The sequence below is a fragment of the Streptomyces sp. NBC_00358 genome (assembly GCF_036099295.1).
Taxonomy (GTDB): domain Bacteria; phylum Actinomycetota; class Actinomycetes; order Streptomycetales; family Streptomycetaceae; genus Streptomyces.
The window spans coordinates 3452011-3471678 of sequence record NZ_CP107976.1 but is presented as its reverse complement, the minus strand read 5'-3'; the positions used below and the strand labels follow the sequence as shown (position 1 = coordinate 3471678).

General features: G+C 70.3%; 17 protein-coding genes and 1 riboswitch. Of the genes, 10 read left to right on the top strand and 7 right to left on the bottom strand.

Annotation, left to right across the window (positions count from 1 at the left end):
* The 9 genes from OHT01_RS14375 to OHT01_RS14335 all read left to right on the top strand — a co-directional run bounded on the left by OHT01_RS14375 (window position 1) and on the right by OHT01_RS14335 (window position 9377).
* Window positions 1-627 carry an alpha/beta hydrolase family protein gene (locus tag OHT01_RS14375; RefSeq protein WP_328558119.1) on the top strand — a complete coding sequence of 209 codons (627 nt, stop codon included), beginning with the start codon at window positions 1-3 and terminating at the stop codon, window positions 625-627.
* A gap of 276 nt (window positions 628-903) precedes the next feature.
* Entirely contained in the window at window positions 904-1596 is a 693-nt protein-coding gene (sigR, locus tag OHT01_RS14370) for an RNA polymerase sigma factor SigR (protein ID WP_326790805.1), read from the top strand.
* Window positions 1593-1895 (top strand): mycothiol system anti-sigma-R factor, encoded by a 303-nt coding sequence (rsrA, locus tag OHT01_RS14365; RefSeq protein WP_328553542.1) that lies wholly within the window; start codon window positions 1593-1595, stop codon window positions 1893-1895. Before sigR ends, rsrA begins: the two co-directional genes overlap by 4 nt.
* A gap of 196 nt (window positions 1896-2091) precedes the next feature.
* Window positions 2092-3450 carry an HD-GYP domain-containing protein gene (locus tag OHT01_RS14360; RefSeq protein ID WP_328553541.1) on the top strand — a complete coding sequence of 453 codons (1359 nt, stop codon included), beginning with the start codon at window positions 2092-2094 and terminating at the stop codon, window positions 3448-3450.
* Between the two features lie 83 nt (window positions 3451-3533).
* Entirely contained in the window at window positions 3534-4745 is a 1212-nt protein-coding gene (locus OHT01_RS14355; protein WP_328558118.1) for an HD-GYP domain-containing protein, read from the top strand.
* A gap of 153 nt (window positions 4746-4898) precedes the next feature.
* Complete coding sequence (locus tag OHT01_RS14350; protein ID WP_328553540.1) at window positions 4899-5879, top strand: tetratricopeptide repeat protein; 981 nt, start codon at window positions 4899-4901, stop codon at window positions 5877-5879.
* A 59-nt stretch (window positions 5880-5938) separates the two neighbouring features.
* Window positions 5939-6589, top strand: a complete 651-nt coding sequence (def, locus tag OHT01_RS14345; protein ID WP_328553539.1) for a peptide deformylase — start codon at window positions 5939-5941, stop codon at window positions 6587-6589.
* 341 nt (window positions 6590-6930) lie between these two features.
* On the top strand, window positions 6931-8010 hold the full coding sequence (gene cyc1, locus OHT01_RS14340; RefSeq protein WP_328558117.1) for an epi-isozizaene synthase: 1080 nt from the start codon (window positions 6931-6933) through the stop codon (window positions 8008-8010).
* Window positions 8007-9377: a bifunctional albaflavenone monooxygenase/terpene synthase gene (locus OHT01_RS14335; RefSeq protein WP_328553538.1), complete on the top strand. Its 1371-nt coding sequence runs from the start codon at window positions 8007-8009 to the stop codon at window positions 9375-9377. The genes cyc1 and OHT01_RS14335 overlap by 4 nt, the downstream gene beginning before the upstream one ends.
* A gap of 62 nt (window positions 9378-9439) precedes the next feature.
* On the opposite strand, the gene OHT01_RS14330 is transcribed toward OHT01_RS14335, so the two are convergent.
* Window positions 9440-10405, bottom strand: a complete 966-nt coding sequence (locus OHT01_RS14330; protein WP_328553537.1) for a GlxA family transcriptional regulator — start codon at window positions 10403-10405, stop codon at window positions 9440-9442.
* A 79-nt stretch (window positions 10406-10484) separates the two neighbouring features.
* Here OHT01_RS14330 and OHT01_RS14325 point away from each other — a divergent pair, with 79 nt between their 5' ends.
* Window positions 10485-10703 (top strand): hypothetical protein, encoded by a 219-nt coding sequence (locus OHT01_RS14325; protein ID WP_328553536.1) that lies wholly within the window; start codon window positions 10485-10487, stop codon window positions 10701-10703.
* On the opposite strand, the gene OHT01_RS14320 is transcribed toward OHT01_RS14325, so the two are convergent.
* The 6 genes from OHT01_RS14320 to OHT01_RS14295 form a co-directional block, all read right to left on the bottom strand.
* Entirely contained in the window at window positions 10664-11122 is a 459-nt protein-coding gene (locus OHT01_RS14320; RefSeq protein WP_328553535.1) for a hypothetical protein, read from the bottom strand. The two genes, OHT01_RS14325 and OHT01_RS14320, sit on opposite strands and share 40 nt — an antisense overlap.
* 179 nt (window positions 11123-11301) lie before the next feature.
* On the bottom strand, window positions 11302-13392 hold the full coding sequence (locus OHT01_RS14315) for a putative Ig domain-containing protein (RefSeq protein ID WP_328553534.1): 2091 nt from the start codon (window positions 13390-13392) through the stop codon (window positions 11302-11304).
* A gap of 380 nt (window positions 13393-13772) precedes the next feature.
* Window positions 13773-14792, bottom strand: coding sequence for a ribonucleotide-diphosphate reductase subunit beta (locus OHT01_RS14310; RefSeq protein WP_328553533.1), 1020 nt, complete (start codon window positions 14790-14792; stop codon window positions 13773-13775).
* A complete protein-coding gene (locus OHT01_RS14305) occupies window positions 14792-17173 on the bottom strand; it encodes a ribonucleoside-diphosphate reductase subunit alpha (RefSeq protein ID WP_328553532.1) in 2382 nt (793 codons plus the stop codon). The genes OHT01_RS14310 and OHT01_RS14305 overlap by 1 nt, the downstream gene beginning before the upstream one ends.
* Window positions 17174-17307: 134 nt before the next feature.
* A riboswitch (cobalamin riboswitch) is annotated at window positions 17308-17456 on the bottom strand.
* A 210-nt stretch (window positions 17457-17666) separates the two neighbouring features.
* Window positions 17667-19277, bottom strand: a complete 1611-nt coding sequence (gene mctP / locus OHT01_RS14300; protein WP_328553531.1) for a monocarboxylate uptake permease MctP — start codon at window positions 19275-19277, stop codon at window positions 17667-17669.
* Entirely contained in the window at window positions 19274-19561 is a 288-nt protein-coding gene (locus OHT01_RS14295; RefSeq protein ID WP_328553530.1) for a DUF3311 domain-containing protein, read from the bottom strand. The genes mctP and OHT01_RS14295 overlap by 4 nt, the downstream gene beginning before the upstream one ends.
* Between the last annotated feature and the right edge of the window lie 107 nt (window positions 19562-19668).

Below are 19668 nucleotides of genomic sequence, written 5' to 3'. Positions count from 1 at the left end.
ATGAGCGAGACCATCGAGACCGACGCCGGTACGGCCCGTGTCACCTGGTGCCGGGCGGTGCAGGCGCGGCTCGTCCTGGCCGTGAGCCATGGCGCGGGCGGCGGGATCGAGGCCCGGGACCTGCGGGCGCTCGCCGCGGCGCTGCCCTCGCACGGGGTGAGCGTCGCACTCGTAGAACAGCCCTGGCGGGTCGCAGGGAAGAAGGTCGCCCCGGCCCCCAAGACGCTGGACGTCGGCTGGCGGGGGGTCTGGCCGGCGCTGGCGAAGCCCGGGCTGCCCGTGGTCTCCGGCGGCCGCAGCGCCGGTGCCCGGGTCGCGTGCCGGACCGCGACCGAGCTGGGGGCCGCCGCCGTCCTCGCGCTGAGCTTCCCGCTGCACCCTCCGGGCAAGCCCGAGAAGTCCCGCGCCGCCGAACTGCTCGGCGCCGGGGTGCCCACCCTCGTCGTGCAGGGCGGCAACGACCCGTTCGGGAAGCCCGAGGAGTTCCCGCCGGGCTCGTACGAGCTGGTCGAAGTGCCCTACGGAGATCACGGCTTCGCCGTCCCGAAGCGCGCTCCGGTCGGCCAGGAGGAGGCGCTGAAGGTCATCACGGACGGCGTCGTACGGTGGGCCGCGTCACTCGGGTGACAGCCGGGAATGCAGAGTGACGGACTTCTGTTGTGCCGAGCAGACAGCACGCAGCGTGCTGCACCGTTCGTACGAGAGGAAGTCCGCCGCATGGGTTCGACCTTCTGCCCGAGCCGCAGCAGCCGCGCTGACCTGGACTGGACGGTGCTGCACGCGGGCAAGAACGCCCCTATTCGGGCGGCGGGCGGACAAGATGTACATCCCTCCCCGACCGAAGGTCGTCTATCCTCCGATTCCAGTGGGACCGGTCTCGGTCTCGCTACGTCGCTGGAGGAGGTGGGTCCGGTCACTGGGACCGACGCAGGGACCGAAAACGGCCAGGCGGAGCAGCCCGAGGGCCAGGGCACGAGCGACGCCACGGCGGAGACGTCCGCCGAGCGCACCGCGCGCTTCGAGCGGGACGCGCTCGAATTCCTCGACCAGATGTACTCGGCCGCCCTGCGCATGACGCGCAATCCGGCCGACGCCGAGGACCTGGTGCAGGAGACGTACGCCAAGGCGTACGCGTCCTTCCACCAGTTCCGCGAGGGCACCAACCTCAAGGCGTGGCTGTACCGCATCCTGACCAACACCTTCATCAACTCGTACCGCAAGAAGCAGCGCGAACCCCAGCGCAGCGCGGCCGAGGAGATCGAGGACTGGCAGCTGGCGCGCGCCGAGTCGCACATGTCGACGGGGCTGCGTTCCGCCGAGTCGCAGGCGCTCGACCACCTGCCCGACTCGGACGTCAAGGAAGCGCTGCAGGCGATCCCCGAGGAATTCCGCATCGCCGTCTATCTCGCGGACGTCGAGGGCTTTGCGTACAAGGAGATCGCGGACATCATGGGGACACCCATCGGTACGGTGATGTCCCGGCTGCACCGGGGGCGTCGCCAACTGCGCGGCATGCTGGAGGACTACGCCCGTGACCGCGGGCTGGTTCCCGCCGGCGCCGGAGAGTCGAACGAAGCGAAAGGCTCGGGCTCATGAGCTGCGGAGAGCCGCACGAGACGGATTGCAGTGAGGTACTCGATCATCTCTACGAGTTCCTCGATCATGAGATGCCGGACGCGGACTGCACCAAGTTCGAGGTGCACTTCGAGGAGTGCTCCCCGTGCCTGGAGAAGTACGGCCTCGAACAGGCCGTCAAGAAGCTCGTCAAGCGGTGCTGCGGCCATGACGACGTGCCCACCGATCTGCGGGCCAAGGTCATGGGCCGCATCGACCTGATCCGCTCCGGTCAGGCCGTGCCCGAGCACGACGTGACCGCGTCGGCCCAGGAGTCCTGACCCCGGTCCCCCGGGCGCGAGCCGGTGTCCCCGGCGCGGCCGCGGACGTCCGGCGAGGACCCTCCGTTTATCACCCGAACGTGCTAATCCGCGGGCCTGGAGCCCGCGGATTCGTTCATACTCGTCCCCGCCCCCTCCCTCCCGTCCTAGGCTCCGGAGCCTGAGATCAGGGGAGGTACGGGGGAGGTAGGGGGAGATGGGTTCGGTTCCGGCGTGGGCCCGCGCGTATGTGGCCTGTGTCGTTCTCATGGCTCTGGCCTGCCTCGCACCCCTGCCGCACCTCCGCGTTCCCTGGGGGATCGTCGCGCTGCTCGCCGTGCTGTACGCGGGCTGCGAGCGCGTCACGCTGCGGCCCCCGCAGGGCGCCGCCGGCGCGCCCGGCGGCGAGATCGCCGCGGGGATGGGCACCTTCCTCCCCGTCCTGCTGGCCGGGGCCTTTCTGCTGCCGCCGCCCGCCGCCGCCCTGGTCGCGCTGCCCGGGGCGCTGCTCGCCCGGGTCGAACAGCGCCCGCGCGGCCCGCGCCGGATCTGGCGCGCGGCCCAGCTCGCCGTCGCCGTCTGGGCAGCCTCCCGGGTGTACGGGGCGCTCGGTGGCCGGGACGCGCTGGTCACACCCGACTTCCCCTACGCGCTGGTGCCCGCAGGGGCCGCCGTGCTCACCTTCTGCGCCGTGCTCACCGTCCTGGACGGCGGAATCCTGGCGCTCGCAGAGCGGGCCCCGGTGCGCGGAGCCTGGCGCGGTCTCTTCGCGCGCTCGCTGGCGCCCGTCGCCGTGCACGGCCTCGCCGGGCTGATGATGGCGGTGCTGTGGCGCAGCCCCTACGGGCCGGTCGCCGCGCTGCTCGTCCTGCTGCCGATGTACGTGTCCTGCTGGGTGTTCGCCCAGTACCACCGCGAACGCGCCGCCCACCAGGCCACCATCCGCGCCCTCGTCCAGGCCGTCGACATCAAGGACGGCTACACCCGCGGGCACAGTGAGCGGGTCGGCCAGGCATCCGTGCTGATCGCCCGCGAACTGGGCATGCACGACGAGCGCGTCGAGGTGCTCCGGTTCGCCGGAATCCTGCACGACGTCGGCAAACTCGGTGTCCCCACGCGGCTGCTGCGCAAGGACGGACCACTGACCCCCGAGGAGCGGCGGGTCATCGAACTGCATCCCGAGTACGGGCACGAGATGGTCCGCGGGATCGGGTTCCTCGGCGAAGCCCGCTCGGCGATCCTGCACCACCACGAGCGGCTGGACGGCAGCGGATACCCGTACGGGCTGGCGGGGGCGCAGATCCCGGAGTTCGCCCGGGTGGTGGCCGTCGCCGACGCCTTCGACGCGATGACGTCGACCCGGTCCTACCGCAGGGCCCGCCCGGTGCCGGCGGCGCTGGAGGAGCTGACGCGGTGCGCGGGGGCGCAGTTCGACCCCCGGATGGTGGGGGCGCTGGCGCGGGCGCTCGGACGGCACGGCTGGCACCCCGCCGTGACCGCGGACCTGGCCCCGGCCGTCGTACCCGGCATGCCGCCGACGCGGCCGTCCGACACCGTCGGGCGGAGCGCGCCGTGAGCACCGCCACCCCACGGCGCGGACTTCCCGCCCGGTCCGCCGTCCTCCCGTCGGCCGGGAGAGCGCCCGGTGACCTCACCGCGGTGCGTGTCCTCGCCCTCCTCCTCGCGCTCTTCTCCCTGGGTGCCACCCTCTGGGACGGGCTCGACCAGCGCGGTACCGCGCTCGCCTTCGGCCTGCTCATCGCCGTCGGCGAGCTCGCCCGGTGGAGCGGCGCCGAGGAACGGGAGTCGGCACCCCTCGGGGCCGCCGGAGCCCTCGCCTACGCGCTGCTCGGCGAGAACGCCGGGCACCGCACCGACCACGGCGTCCTGCAGGTCGTCGCCGTCGTCGGGGCGGCGGCGCTGATCGGCTGCGTTCCGCACGTGGCCCGGGGACACGGGCGCACGCCCGACCACCTCGCCCGGCGGATCCTCACCGTCGCCTTCGCCGCCGTCTGCTTCCAACCCCTGTACGACCAGGGAAGGTTGCTGAGGTGGAGCGGTCCGGCCCAGGCACTGCTGCTCGTCGCACTGCTGGTGCTCACCACCCTGTGCGACGCCGTGCTCGCGGCGGCGACGGCCCACGCGCGGACCCGGTGGCCGTTCGGGCCGCTGCTGCGCGACGAGCTGCGGGCCACCCTCGGGATCGGTTCGGCGGTGTGCGCGACCGGGGTCGTCATGTCGCTCGCGGTCGCGGTGGTCGGGCTGTGGGCGCTGCCCGTCTTCTCACTGCCGCTGCTGCTCACCCAGCTTTCCTTTCGGCGGTACGCCGCCGTGCGGGTCACCTACCGGCAGACGATCGCCTCGCTCGCGCGGGCGACCGAGATAGCCGGGTACACACCGGCCGGGCACGCCCGGCGGGTGGCCGTCCTCAGCCGGGCCGTGGGCCGTGAGCTGGGCCTGTCCGAGCCCGATCTGACCGTCCTGGAGTACGCGGCGCTGATGCACGACATCGGACAGCTCAGCCTGGTCGACCCCGTACCGGCCGGCGCCACCGCCGTGCTCCCGGCGGACGAGCAGCGGCGGATCGCGCTGCTCGGCGGCGCCGTCGTCCGGCAGACCGGGGTGGACGCCGAGGTCGCGGTGGTGGTGGAGCGGCAGGCGGACCCCTACCGGGACCAGCCCGTCACCGCGCGCATCGTCCGGACCGTGAACGCGTACGAGGAGATGGCCCGGGAAGCGGGGCCCACGGGGCCGCTGACCGCACTGGAGAAGCTGCGGCTGGCCACCGCCCGCGACTATCAGCCCGAGGTCGTGGAGTCGCTGGCGCGGGTCCTGTCCCGACCCGGTCTGACCCTGCCCTGGGCTGGGTAACCCATGGGTAATGAGCGGCCGTCCGAGGGTACGTGGTTGGATGCGAGGAAGAGGGTGTTCGGGGGCATGGGCCAGCCCGGGGCTGCACTGCCTTCAAGGGACTCTTCAAAGGACCGGCAGGCGGGAAACGCAAGGAACTGGCAGGCGGGAATCGTGAGGATCTTCGGCAAGGGACGGCACCGGCCCTCCGCCTCATGGCGGCAGGCCACCGACCGTGCGTTCACGCTGATCGGCGACGGCCGGTACGAGGACGCGGGAGCGCTGCTGACGCGTGCCGCGGACCTGGAGCCCTGGCTGTCCGAGTCCTGGTTCAACCTGGCCCTGCTGCACAAGTTCCGGCACGACTGGGAGCAGGCGCGGGCGGCGGGCCTGCGGGCCGTCGCGCTGCTCGACCGGGAGGCCGGCGCACCTGACTGGTGGAACGTGGGGATCGCGGCCACCGCCCTGCAGGACTGGCCGCTGGCCCGCCGTTCCTGGCAGGCGTACGGGCTGCGGGTCCCCGGTGGTGCCGCGGTCTCCGGCGAGCCGGTGGGGATGGACCTCGGCAGCGCGGCCGTGCGGCTGTCGCCGGAGGGCGAGGCCGAGGTGGTGTGGGGGCGCCGACTGGACCCCGCCCGCGTCGAGGTGCTGTCGATCCCGCTGCCGTCCTCCGGACGCCGCTGGGGCGAGGTCGTCCTGCACGACGGCGTTCCGCACGGTGAGCGGACCACCGCCGCGGGGCACGCCTACCCGGTCTTCGACGAGATCGAGCTGTGGGCCCCCTCGCCGGTGCCCACCTGGGTCGTGCTGCTGGAAGCGGCCACCGAGGACGACCGGGACGCGCTGGAGCAGCTCGCCGCCGACGCCGGGTTCGCCGCGGAGGACTGGTCGTCGTCCGTACGGCTGCTGTGCCGGATGTGCTCCGAGTCCCGGATGCCGTCCGACGAGGGCGACGAGGAGCACCTCGATCCGCACGACCACAGCGAGCCGGGGCACCCGGGGCCGCTGGGCCACCGTACCGACGGGCAGCTCTGGGTGCCCGAGCGGGAGTGCGGGCTCGCGGCCCCCGCCTCGCTGGTGCGCGGCCTGCTCGACGGCTGGGTCGCGGACAGCCCGGACTCCCGTGACTGGCGGGATCTGGAAGAGGTCTGCTGAGCGCACCTTTAGGCTGTACTCGCAGAAATTTTCATGGTCTGAGGAAGGCGTACGTCGTCATGGCGCAGCAGGACACCGATCAGCAGCACGTGGGCGTGCTCCCCGTGGACGACGACGGGTTCGTCATCGACACCGAGGACACCGAGGAGCGTGAGGCGGCCTACCGCGAGCGCGGTGCCTCGCGGCCGATCACGGTGGTCGGGAACCCGGTGCTGCACAAGGAGTGCAAGGACGTCACCGACTTCGGCGACGAGCTGGGCCGGCTGGTCGCCGACATGTTCGCCAGCCAGCGCACCGCCGAGGGCGTGGGCCTGGCCGCCAACCAGATCGGCGTCGACCTGAAGGTCTTCGTCTACGACTGCCAGGACGACCAGGGCGACCGGCACGTGGGCGTGGTGTGCAACCCCAAGCTGGTCGACCTGCCCGCCGAACGGCGCCAGTTGGACGAGAGCAACGAGGGCTGCCTCTCCGTGCCGACCGCCTACGCGCCACTGGCCCGCCCCGACTACGCCGAGGTCACCGGGCAGGACGAGAAGGGCAACCCGGTCAGGGTGCGGGGTACGGGCTACTTCGCACGCTGCCTCCAGCACGAGACGGACCACCTGTACGGCTACCTGTACATCGACCGGCTCTCCAAGCGCGACCGCAAGGACGCGCTGCGGCAGATGGCCGAGAACGAGCCCCGCTACGAGATCGTGGCGAACGGCTGAGCCACCTCTTCGCCGGGCGCCCCGCACGGCTGTGACATAAATTGACAGGCGTGACGCGCGGCCCCTCGTGAGTCCACTCGAACGGTGCTTGGTCAGGTGATCCACCTGACCAGGCACCGTTCGCATGTACGTCGCCCGTTCGATCCCTTGTGCTCCATCAGTGATCCAGATTCAGTCATACAGGGGGAGATTCTCGGCATGGTGAGGTAGTCAGTGGGCCAAATCCGTTCCCAGAACGGTCAGTTGTAGTGCTGAATGGGAAGTGCGGGGATACGCAACGGCGCGCGCCCGGCACAGGTGGAGGGGTGTGACGTCAACAGGCGGCTGAGAGGGGTTTGTTCGTGCATGCTTTCTCATACGGCTCTTCATCGACAGCGCTCGCGGTACCACCGGCGCTCTGCCTTCCGGTGATCGAGTCCGGGTTTCCCCGTCAACTGCACCCGTATTGGCCCAAGCTCCAGGAGAACACCAGGACCTGGCTCCTCGAAAAACGGCTGATGCCCGCGGACAAGGTCGAGGAGTATGCGGACGGCTTGTGCTACACGGACCTCATGGCGGGCTACTACATAGGGGCCCCCGACGAGGTCATGCAGGCGATAGCGGACTACAGCGCGTGGTTCTTCGTCTGGGACGACCGCCATGACCGCGATGTCATCCACGGCCGGGCCGACGCCTGGCGGAAGCTCAGGTTCCGGCTCCACGCGGCCCTCGACGCTCCCAGGGACCATCTGCACCACCAGGATCCCCTGGTCGCGGGGTTCGCGGACAGCATGGTGCGCCTGTACTCGTTCCTCGGTGAGAACTGGAACAAGCGGTTCGCGCTCCACTTCCACGCGGTGATCGAGGCGTACGACCGGGAGTTCAGGAACCGGACCTCCGGCACTGTTCCCACGGTCGCGGAATACCTCGAACTCCGTCGGCTCACTTTCGCCCACTGGATCTGGACCGACCTTCTGGAAGCGAGTGCGGGCCAGGAACTCCCCGCGAAAGTGCGACTGCATCCCGCATTTCACCGGGCGGCGCTCCTCAGTCAGGAATTCGCCGCCTGGTACAACGATCTCTGCTCCCTTCCCAAAGAAATAGCGGGCGACGAGGTCCACAATCTCGGAATCAGTCTCATTCACCATCAGGGGCTGACACTCGAAGAAGCCGTCACCGATGTGAGGCGGCGGGTAGAGGAATGCGTCGAGCAATTCCTCATCGCCGAGAAGGACGTGTTACGGCTCGCCGAATTACTGGCGGACGGCACTGTTCGGGGAAAAGCGACGAGCGCCGCCGTGACGGCGTGCCTCGGGAACATGCGGAACTGGTTCAGCTCCGTGTACTGGTTCCACCACGAGTCGGGCCGGTACATGGTCGACAGCTGGGACGACCGCTCCACACCCCCGTACGTCAACAATGAAGCGGCAGGTGAGAAATGACCGTCGAGTCGGTACGACCCGAGGTGTCCGGGGCGCGGGAGCTCTCCGTCCCGCCCCTCGCCGGAGGCGGGGTGCCCGTTCTCGGGCACGGCTGGAAACTGGTCCGCGATCCGCTGGGCTTCCTCGCCCGGCTGCGCGACCACGGTGATGTCGTCCGGCTCCGGATGGGCCCCAAGACGGTGTACGCCGTCACCACCCCCGCGCTCACCGGGGCACTGGCGCTCAGTCCGGACTACGAGATAGGCGGCCCCCTGTGGGAGTCGCTCGAAGGGCTGCTGGGCAAGCAGGGTGTCGCGACGGCCAACGGGCCGCAGCACCGGCGCCAGCGGCGGACCATCCAGCCCGCGTTCCGGGCCGACATCATCCCCGAGTACGGCCCGATCATGGAGGAGGAGTCGCGGGCGTTCGCGGCGCGCTGGGAGCGGGGCACGGCGGTCGACTGCACCTCCGAGTCGTTCCGCGTCGCCGTCCGGGTGGCCGCCCGCTGTCTGCTGCGCGGCCGGTTCATGGACGAGCGCGCGGAGCGGCTGAGTCTCGCGCTCGCCACCGTCTTCCGCGGTATGTACCGGCGCATGGTCATACCCGCCGGGCCGCTCTATCGGCTCCCGCTCCCCGGGATGCGCGCATTCGACCGGGCATTGGCCGATCTGCACGCACTCGTCGACGAGATCATCGACGAGCGACGGGCATCTGGTCAAAAGCCGGACGATTTGCTGACCGCATTGCTGGAAGCGAAGAACGACGACGGCGACCCCATAGACGAACAGGAGATCCACGACCAAGTCGTCGCGATACTCACCCCCGGCAGCGAAACCATCGCATCCACGATCATGTGGTTGCTGCAAGTGCTGACCGAACATCCGGAACAGGCGGACAAGGTGGCCGCCGAGGTCCAATCCGTCGCCGGGGACCGGCCCGTCGGATTCGGCGATGTCCGAAAGCTGTCGCACACGAACAATGTGGTCGTCGAGGCTATGCGTTTACGTCCCGCCGTATGGATATTGACGCGGCGGGTGGTGGCCGAAACCGAACTGGGCGGCTATCGCATTCCGGCCGGTGCCGACATCGTCTACAGCCCCTACGCGATCCAGCGCGACCCCCGGTCGTACCAGGAGCATCTGGATTTCGATCCCGACCGCTGGCTTCCGGAACGCTCCAAGGACATCCCGAAGTACGCGATGCGCCCCTTCAGCGTCGGCAACCGGAAGTGCCCGAGTGACCACTTCTCGATGGCGCTGCTCTCCCTGATCACCGCGACCGTGGCGTCCCGGTGGCGCTTCGAGCAGGTGTCGGGGTCCAACGACGCGACCCGCGTCGGCATCACCCTGCGGCCCCACGAGCTGCGGCTCAAGGCCCGTCCGCGCTAGGCGTGCCGCTCGGCCGGGTTCCGCCCCGCCGGTGGCCGTACCGCACGTCCACGGGCGCACGTTCAGGCCGCCCTCGGGCCCCTGAACGTGCGCCGGTACGCCTGCGGGGTCGTCCCCAGGCTCCGGACGAACTGGTGGCGCAGCGCCGCCGCGTTGCCGAAGCCGGCCCGGCCCGCGACCGCGTCCATCGTCTCGTCCGTGCCCTCCAGCAACTCCTGGGCCAGCAGCACCCGTTGACGCAGAATCCAGCGGTAGGGCGTGGTCCCCGTCTCCTGCTGGAAGCGGCGTGCGAAGGTGCGCGGCGCCATATGGGCACGGGCCGCGAGCTGTTCGACGGTCGTCTCCCGGTCGAGGTGCCGCTGCATCCACACCAGCACCTCGCCGACCGTGTCGCACCGCGAGCGGGGCAGCGGCCGCTCGATGTACTGGGCCTGGCCGCCGTCGCGGTGCGGCGGCACCACCATGCGGCGGGCGATGGCGTTGGCCACCTCGGGGCCCTGCTCCTTGCGGACGATGTGCAGGCAGGCGTCGATGCCGGAGGCCGTACCGGCCGAGGTGATCACCGGGTCGGCGTCCACGTACAGGACGTCCGGTTCGATCACCGCCCGCGGGTACTGCCGGGCCAGCTCGTCGGCCTGCTGCCAGTGCACGGCGCAGCGCCGGCCGTCCAGGAGACCGGCCGCGCCGAGCGCGAAGACCCCGGAGCAGACGCTGAGCACCCGGGCACCGCGGTCCACCACGCGGCGCAGCGCCGTGAGCAGTTCGGGCGGATAGCCGCGAACGGCATAGGTGTCACCGGCGGGTACGACCACCAGGTCGGCCTCCTCCAGGCGGTCGAGGCCGAACGGGGTGGAGACCGTGAACCCGGGGACATGGGTGCCGAGCGTCGGCCCCTCGGCGGAGACGACCGCGAACTCGTAGACAGGAAGCCCCTGTTCGCTGCGGTCGAGGCCGAACACCTCGCAGACGACGCCGAGTTCGAAAGGATGCACACCGTCGAGCAGGACGGCCGCCACGTTGTTCAGCATGCCGTCCAGTGTGCCCCGGCGGTGGCAGTAATTCGAGGGTGTGCGGCAGTTCTGCCACTGACGGTAAGGAGTCATCGGCATGAGACTGGTGTCCATGAACTCAGTGATGGACAACCTCGCCGGAATCCTCGCCGTCCTCGGGATCTTCGTGGTCGTGGCGCTCCCCTCGCTGGCCGGGCTCGCCCGCGAGCGGCGCGTGGACCGTCAGCTCAGGGCGGCCGCCGACGCCCGCCAGGAGACCGGGCGGGCGCCGCGGTCTCACTCCTTCGTCACGACCACGGTGACCGTCCACTCCTGAAGGGCGTCGCAGGAGACCCGCGCCGGGTCGCTCGCGCACACCGGCCGGGACGAGGTCAGCCGGACCGTTCCCGCCGAGACCGCCCGGTAGGCGGCGGACGCGTCGCCCGGCTGGAGGACGATCCCGCTGTTGGTGGCCTCCAGGGCGCCTCCCGCGGCCTTCACCGGCGCCCAGGGCCGGCGGGTGGTGCCGTCCAGGGAGACGCGGATCGTGCCGCCGGGCGCCAGACAGTACGTGTGGCCGGTGTCGGCGGCGCCGAGCTCCTCCTTCGCCGTCACGCAGCTCGGGTGGGACGGGGCGGGTGACGGCGACACGGTGCCGCTGCCGCCCGCGTCGCCTCCGCTCGTGGTGCCGCAGCCCGCGAGGAGCAGGGCCAGGGCGGTGAGGGCGATGGTCCGGGTGTGGGTCGTTCGACGCATGGGGTGACCTCCTTGCGGGTTGGACGTACCACCGGTGGATCAGGATCCATCCCCACGCGTTCCGGACCACGCGTTCCGGCCGCGGGTTCCGGGCAGCGCGTGAAAGGGCCCCGGCCGCCATCGCGACCGGGGCCCTCTCACGGGGCCGGGCCGCCGTGGCGGTCCGGCTCGGTCACGGGTCAGCTGGTCGTCAGGGCGGTGTCGTCCACGACGAAGCTGGTCTGGAGGGAGGAGTCCTCGACGCCGCTGAACTTCAGCGTGACGGTCGATCCGGCGAAGGAGGACAGGTCGAAGGTCTTCTGGGCGTACCCGGTGGCCTTGTTGAGGTTGGAGTACGTCGCGAGCGTGGTCGAGCCCGCGGTGACGGTGAGCTTGTCGTAGGCCGAGGTGGTGCTGGTCTCGGCGGTGTCGATGTGGAGGTAGAAGGTCAGGGAGGCCTTGCAGCCGGACGGGATGGTCACCGACTGGGACAGCGTGTCGGTGTGGGTCGAGCCGTAGCCGTCGAGCCAGGCGTCGTACGAGCCGCCGTGCGTGGCCTCGCCGGTGTCATTGGTGATGACACCGCTCGTCTCGGTCCACACGGTCGCGCCCGACTCGAAGCCCTGGTTGCCGAGCAGCTGCGCCGAGGTGCAGGTGCCGCCGCCCGAGGTGCTGACGGTCCAGGTGAACGAGGCCGAGCCGGAGGCTCCGGTGCTGTCCTTCGCCGTGACGGTGACCGCGTACGTGCCCGCGGTGCTCGCGGTGCCGGAGATCAGCCCGGTCGAGCTGCTGATCGACAGCCCGGTCGGCAGCCCGGTCGCGCTGTACGTGAGGGTCGCGCCCGCGCTGTCGCTCGCCGAGATCTGCAGGCTCGCCGAGCCGCCGGTGGCCGTGGACTGGCTGCCCGGGTTGGTGACGGTCACGGTGTTGCCCGTGCTGGTGCCCGAGGTGAATGCGGCCGTGCCGTTCGGGGTGCCCCAACCGGTCGGGCCGTCGTAGCCGGTGGCCGCGGTGCAGAAGTACGACGGGGAGCAGGAGCCGTTGTTGCCGCTCGTCACGTCGTACAGGTTCGAGGTGTGGGAGTAGGGGTACTTCGCCGGGTAGTCGGCGGAACCGGGGGTGCCGGCCAGCGCGTACACGCCCGCGATGATGGGCGACGAGGCGCTGGTGCCGCCGTAGACCGCCCAGCCGGAGCCGCCGTAGGTGTCGTAGACGGCCACGCCGGTGGCGGGGTCGGCGACCGCGGAGACGTCGGACTCCATGCGCTTGGTGCAGCCGGTGTCGGTCTGCCAGGACGGCTTGGCGTCGTAGGCGGAGCAGCCGGAGCCGGTGCCCTCGGTGCTGCTGGTCTTCCAGACCGACTCGGTCCAGCCGCGGGTGCTGGAGGAGGTGCTCAGCGCGGTACCGCCGACGGCGGTCACGTACTGGGAGGTCGCCGGGTACTCGGCGCCGTAGGCCTCGTCACCCGAGGAGACCGTGATGGCGACGCCCGGGTGCTTGAAGTACGAGGTGTCCTCGCTGGTCTGCGAGGAGGACTCGGAGCCGCCCCAGCTGTTGGAGACGAACTTCGCGCCCAGCGTGACCGCTTCGTTCTCGGCGATGCCGAGGTCGGAGTCGTTCGCGGAGCTCGCCTCGACGAGGATGATGTTGCAGTTGGGGCAGACGGCGCTGACCATGTCGATGTCGAGCGCCTCCTCACCCGCCCAGCCGGAGTCGTTCGTCGGCAGTGAGGTGGTCGAACCGGTCTGGCTGACCTGCTTGAAGCAGCCGCTGGCCACGGTGCAGGCGGACAGGCCGAACTGCGAGCGGTAGGTGGCCAGGTCGGCGGCGGCGTTGGGGTCGTTGTAGGCGTCGACCACGGCGACCGTCAGGCCGGAGCCGCCCGTCGAGGGCAGGTTGTAGGCGCTGTGCAGGTTGGCCGGGCTGAGACCGGACACCGCGGCGGCGGCGTCGGGGGAGACCTTGGCCGCGAGCTTCTGCGCGATGTCGGTGCGGCGCTGCGCGAAACACGACATCTGGCCGGGCTTCGTCGCCTCGGCGCACAGGTGCTTGGTCGCCACCTTCTGGCCGGCCTTGCCGGTCGAGTGGACCGCCTGGCGGGCGGGATCGGTCAGGGCCCCGGCGTTCTGGGCCGCCCGGGAGACGTGGGGGGTCGGTGCGGGCTGCGCGTCGGCGGGAGGTGCCGCGGCGAACCCGGCGAGGCCGAGGGCCAGGGCGGGGAGGGCGGTGGTGAGGAGTCTTCGCAGGCTCCGGGCCGGTCTGCCGGAGGGTATCGGGCGCTGTGAACGCATGGGGGTGTCGCCTCCATCGGTTCGAGGCCGGTGCCGCTCGGGCCGGGGTAGGGCCGTTCGCGGCGCCATAGCCGGAAGTGGGGGTTCTCGGCGCTCTGAACGGGCAGGCCCGTGACGCGCGTAGCGCGAACCGTGGAGAGACACGTCATGGGCATGCCAATTCAGTCGTCCTGGCGTGCCGTGGTGCGCGGCATGACGGGACGGCCAGAACCTAGCCGGGGTGAACGGCGCGCGAACAGCCGTGCCGGAAGAACTTTGCCGCTCCATGGACGGGGATTGGCCCGGTGATTGGAGGCGCGGGGGCAGTACGTGACGAAAGCCGGGCCCCGACAGGGGTCCCGGCCAACGTCGGTGACGAGCAGTCAGAATGTGAGGACCGGTCAGAAGTCCTCGTCGAAGTCGACCGTGCCCTCCACCGCGACCTGGTACGCCGACGGTCGGCGCTCGAAGAAGTTGGTCAGCTCCTGGACACCCTGGAGCTCCATGAAGGAGAACGGGTTCTCCGAGCCGTAGACCGGTGCGAAGCCCAGCCGCTGCAGGCGCTGGTCGGCGACGCACTCCAGATACTGGCGCATCGAGTCGGTGTTCATGCCCGGCAGACCCTCACCGCACAGGTCCCGCCCGAACTGCAGCTCGGCCTCGACGGCCTCGCGCAGCATGTCGGTCACCTGCTCCTGGAGCCGGTCGTCGAAGAGCTCCGGCTCCTCCTTGCGGACGGTGTCGACGACCTCGAAGGCGAAGCTCATGTGCATCGTCTCGTCGCGGAACACCCAGTTGGTGCCCGTCGCCAGGCCGTGCAGCAGACCGCGGCTGCGGAACCAGTAGACGTACGCGAAGGCCCCGTAGAAGAAGAGCCCCTCGATGCACGCGGCGAAGCAGATGAGGTTCAGCAGGAAGCGGCGGCGGTCGGCCTGGGTCTCCAGCCGGTCCAGCTTCTCCACCGAGTCCATCCACTTGAAGCAGAACTGCGCCTTCTCGCGGATGGAGGGGATGCTCTCGACCGCCGCGAAGGCCGCCGTGCGGTCCTCCGGGTCGGGCAGATAGGTGTCCAGCAGCGTCAGATAGAACTGGACGTGCACGGCCTCCTCGAAAAGCTGCCGGCTCAGGTAGAGCCGCGCCTCGGGGGAGTTGATGTGCTTGTACAGCGTCAGCACCAGGTTGTTCGACACGATCGAGTCGCCCGTCGCGAAGAACGCGACCAGCCGGCCGATCATGTGCTGCTCACCCGGCGTCAGCTTCGCGAGGTCGGCGACGTCCGAGTGGAGGTCGACCTCCTCGACGGTCCAGGTGTTCTTGATCGCGTCCCGGTAGCGCTCGTAGAAGTCCGGGTAGCGCATGGGACGCAGGGTCAGTTCGAAGCCCGGGTCGAGGAGGTTCTTCTCGGTGTTCGTGTCGGACATTACTGGCAGGCCTCGCAGGACTCGGGGTTTTCCAGGGAGCAGGCGACGGCGTCGGGGTCGGCCGCCTGCTGGACGGGGATGGTCTTCTCGGGCTGCGCCTGGGCCTGGGCCGCGCGGGCGATGCGCGTCGCCGGGCGGGAACGCAGGTAGTACGTCGTCTTCAGGCCCGACTTCCAGGCGTAGGAGTACATCGAGGAGAGCTTGCCGATGGTCGGCGTCTCCAGGAACAGGTTCAGCGACTGCGCCTGGTCCAGGAACGGGGTCCGGGCGGCGGCCATGTCGATCAGGCCGCGCTGCGGGATCTCCCACGCCGTGCGGTACAGGTCGCGGACGTCCTGCGGGACCCAGGTGAAGCCCTGCACCGAGCCGCTGGACTCGCGCAGCGCCTCACGGGTCTGCGCGTCCCACACACCGAGCTTCTTCAGCTCGGCCACCAGGTAGGAGTTGACCTGGAGGAACTCGCCGGAGAGCGTCTCGCGCTTGAACAGGTTGGACACCTGCGGCTCGATGCACTCGTACACGCCCGCGATGGACGCGATGGTGGCCGTCGGCGCGATGGCGAGGAGCAGCGAGTTGCGCATGCCGACCTCGGCGATCCGCTGCCTCAGGGCGGCCCAGCGCTCCGGCCAGTTCAGCTCGACGTCGAAGTGGTCCGGGTGCAGGACGCCACGCGCGGTCCGGGTCTTCTCCCAGGCGGGGAGCGGGCCGTTGCGCTCGGCGAGGTCCGCGGAGGCCTCGTAGGAGGCGAGCATGATGCGCTCGGCGATCCGCGTGGACAGCGCGCGGGCCTGCGGCGAGTCGAAGGGCAGCCGCAGCTTGAAGAAGACGTCCTGGAGACCCATCGCGCCGAGGCCCACCGGACGCCACTTGGCGTTGGAGCGGCCCGCCTGCTCGGTCGGGTAGAAGTTGATGTCGACGACGCGGTCGAGGAAGGTCACCGCGGTGCGCACGGTCTCGTCGAGCCGCTCCCAGTCGATGTCGTCACCGACGACGAACGCGCCCAGGTTGACCGAGCCCAGGTTGCAGACCGCCGTCTCCCCGTCGTCCGTGACCTCCAGGATCTCGGTGCACAGGTTCGAGGAGTGGACGGTGTGGCCCGGCTCCGCCGTCTGGTTGGCGGTGCGGTTGGCGGCGTCCTTGAAGGTCATCCAGCCGTTGCCGGTCTGCGCGAGGGTGCGCATCATCCGGCCGTACAGGTCACGGGCCGGGATGGTCTTCTTCGCGAGGCCCGCCTCCTCGGCCTTGCGGTACGCGGCGTCGAACTCGTCGCCCCACAGGTCGACCAGTTCCGGCACGTCGGCGGGGGAGAAGAGCGACCAGACGCCGTCCTCGTTCACCCGGCGCATGAACTCGTCCGGGATCCAGTGCGCGAGGTTCAGGTTGTGCGTACGCCGGGCGTCCTCACCGGTGTTGTCGCGCAGCTCCAGGAACTCCTCGATGTCGGAGTGCCAGGTCTCCAGGTAGACCGCGGCCGCGCCCTTGCGCCGGCCGCCCTGGTTCACCGCGGCGACCGAGGCGTCGAGCGTCTTGAGGAACGGGACGATGCCGTTGGAGTGTCCGTTGGTGCCGCGGATCAGCGAACCGCGCGAGCGGATACGCGAGTACGAAAGGCCGATGCCGCCCGCGTGCTTCGACAGGCGCGCCACCTGGTGGTAGCGGTCGTAGATGGAGTCCAGCTCGTCCAGCGGGGAGTCGAGGAGGTAGCAGGACGACATCTGGGGGTGCCGCGTACCGGAGTTGAAGAGCGTGGGGGAGGACGGCAGGTAGTCGAGGCGGCTCATCAGCCGGTAGAGCGCGGCGACTTCGTCCACCGACCGGGCCGTGTCGTCCTCGGCGAGACCGGAGGCCACCCGCAGCATGAAGTGCTGGGGCGTCTCGACGACCTTGCGGGTGATCGGGTGCCGGAGCAGATAGCGGCTGTGCAGCGTGCGCAGCCCGAAGTAGCCGAACCGGTCGTCGCCTTCGATGTCGATGAGCGCGTCGAGGCGGGCCGTGTGCAGCCGGACGAACGCGGCCGTGCGGTCGGCGATCAGACCCTCGCGGTGGCCGACGGCGACCGACTCGGAGAAGGTCGTGACGCCCTGGGAGGCGGCCTCCGCGGCGATGCTGATCGTGAGCAGGCGGGCGGCCAGCCGGGAGTAGGCGGGGTCCTCGGAGATGAGACCCGCGGCCGCCTCGGTGGCCAGTTCGCGCAGCTCGGCCTCGTCGGCGCGGGCGGACCGGCCGCGCAGCGCCGCGGCGGCGACCCGGCCGGGGTCGGCGGCCGTGAGGTCGGTGGTGAGATCGGTCAGGGTCCGCAGCAGCGCGGTTCCGGGACCGTCGGTCTCCACCCGGGCCTGCTGCGCGGTCACTGAAGCCGGATCGGCTGGCGCGATGGTCACGTGGGGATCTCCCTCGCTCGGCACAGGGCCCTACGGGGCGGAGCGGGGCACACGAGAGCGCTTCTGGGCAGCAGCGCACCGCGTCCACCGGCCCATTCCGCGAGGCCCGGACGTCGTCGGCACCCGGGCCGGACGGCCGGGGCGCGCTGTCGGCAGGTCCTCGGACTGACGCGAGTGCGGGCACGCGAATACGCGAACACGCACAGGTACACCGTTGCGGGACAGTTCCGGATTCGCACCGGATTCCCCTGCGGCGACAGCGACCATGAGCATACATCTTGTGCCGGGCCTCGGGAGTGCCCCCACATGTTGTGTCGGGTCGGAGTTCTGGAGCACTACGGAGCGTGCTGGATCGCCAACTCGTAGGTGTGCCCGGCCCGCACGGCGACGGCCCGCACGGCGACGGCCCGCACGGTGATGGCCTGCGAGGCGACGGGCCGCGTGGCGACGGGCCGCCGGTTCTCGTCCGGCGGCCCGTCGTGCGGCGCTGTCGCTACAGGCCGGCGTCCGCCGTGGCCGGCGGGAGCTCCGTCTCGACCCCCGGGTCCCCCGCGTCGGCCGTGTAGTCCTCCGGCGAGGTCTCGTCGATGCCGTCCGGCGCGTTGAACGCCCTCAGGGCGAAGGTGAGGACGACGGCCACGGCCAGGTTCAGGACGAACGCGGTCAGGCCGATGTAGCCGATCTCCCCGATGCCGGGGATCTCCTTCGAGCTGCCGCCGAAGTGCTTCTGGGTCGGCGAGGCCACCCCGTAGGCGGCGATCGTGCCGTAGAGCATGCCGACCGCCCAGCCGCCCAGCAGCGCCCAGCGGTGGAACCAGCGGGTGAACAGCCCGCCGACCAGTGACGGGAAGGTCTGCAGGATCCAGATGCCGCCCAGCAGCTGGAAGTTGATCGCGACGGTCTTGTCCATGGTCAGGACGAAGACCAGCGCGCCCACCTTCACCAGGAGCGACACCAGCTTGGAGACCTGGGTCTCCTGGCGCGGGGTCGCGTTCGGGTTGATGAAGTCCTTGTAGATGTTGCGGGTGAAAAGGTTCGCGGCCGCGATGGACATGATGGCCGCCGGCACCAGCGCGCCGATGCCGATGGCGGCGAAGGCCACGCCCGCGAACCAGTCGGGGAACATGTTCTCGAAGAGCTGGGGGATGGCGAGCTGGCCGTTGGTGACCTTCACCCCGGCGGCGATCGCCATGAACCCGAGCAGGGCGAGCAGGCCCAGCATCAGCGAGTAGAGCGGCAGGATCGTGGTGTTGCGCCGGATCACCTCCCTGCTGCGGCCGGACAGCGTCGCGGTGACCGAGTGCGGATACATGAACAGCGCCAGCGCCGAGCCGAGCGCGAGGGTGGCGTACGTCCACTGGCCCGCCTGCGCGGGGACGAGTCCGCCGGCGCCCGCGGCCGTGTACTTGGCGCTCGCCGCCTTGAAGATCTCGTCGAAGCCGCCCAGCTTGATCGGGATGTAGATGATGGCCACCGCGATCACGATGTAGATCAGGGTGTCCTTCACGAACGCGATCAGGGCGGGGGCCCGCAGCCCCGAGGAGTAGGTGTACGCGGCCAGCACGCCGAAGGCGATGAGGAGCGGCAGGTCCTTGACGAACCAGTTGGTGCTGTCGCCGCCGCCCACGCCCATCACGTCGAGGACGGCCTGGATGCCGACCAGTTGGAGCGCGATGTACGGCATGGTGGCCAGGATGCCGGTGACGGCCACGGCGAGGGACAGGCCCTTGGAGCCGAAGCGACCGCGCACGAAGTCCGAGGTCGTCACATAGCCGTGCTTGTGGGAGACCGACCACAGCCGGGGCAGGAACGTGAAGATCAGCGGGTACACCAGGATCGTGTACGGCACGGCGAAGAAGCCGGCCGCGCCCGCCGCGTAGACCGCCGCGGGTACGGCGACGAAGGTGTACGCCGTGTAGAGGTCGCCGCCGAGCAGGAACCAGGTCACCCAGGTGCCGAAGGACCGTCCGCCCAGGCCCCATTCGTCGAGGCTGTGTTCGTCGGCGGCCCTGCGCCAGCGGGCGGCCAGGAAGCCCATGACCGTGACGGCCAGGAAGAAGAAGACGAAGACGCCGAGGGCGACGCCGTTCACACCGTCGTTCATGCTCCGGCACCTCTCTCGGCGGAGGCGGAGGTGCGGGCCCGCTGGTCACGCCGCCACAACAGATACGCGGTCACGGTCAGCACCGTGGACAGGGGCACCCACAGCAACTGGTACCAGTAGAAGAAGGGGATGCCGATGAAGGCCGGGTCCGTCTTCGTGTAGGAGCCGACCCACAGCATCGCCACGAAGGGCGCGAGCAGGCAGAGGGCGATCACCACACGTACCGGTGTCACCACACGTACCGGTGTCACCACCGGTGGTTTCACTTCGGGCAGGTCTGACATAGGGCGGCTCCGTCCCCTCATCGGTCACCTGGGTAACGCGCAGGCAATCTAGGGGATGGTTCCGCTTTGGGGAACCCCGCCTCGGGGGGCGGGTGTGGAGGGTTCGT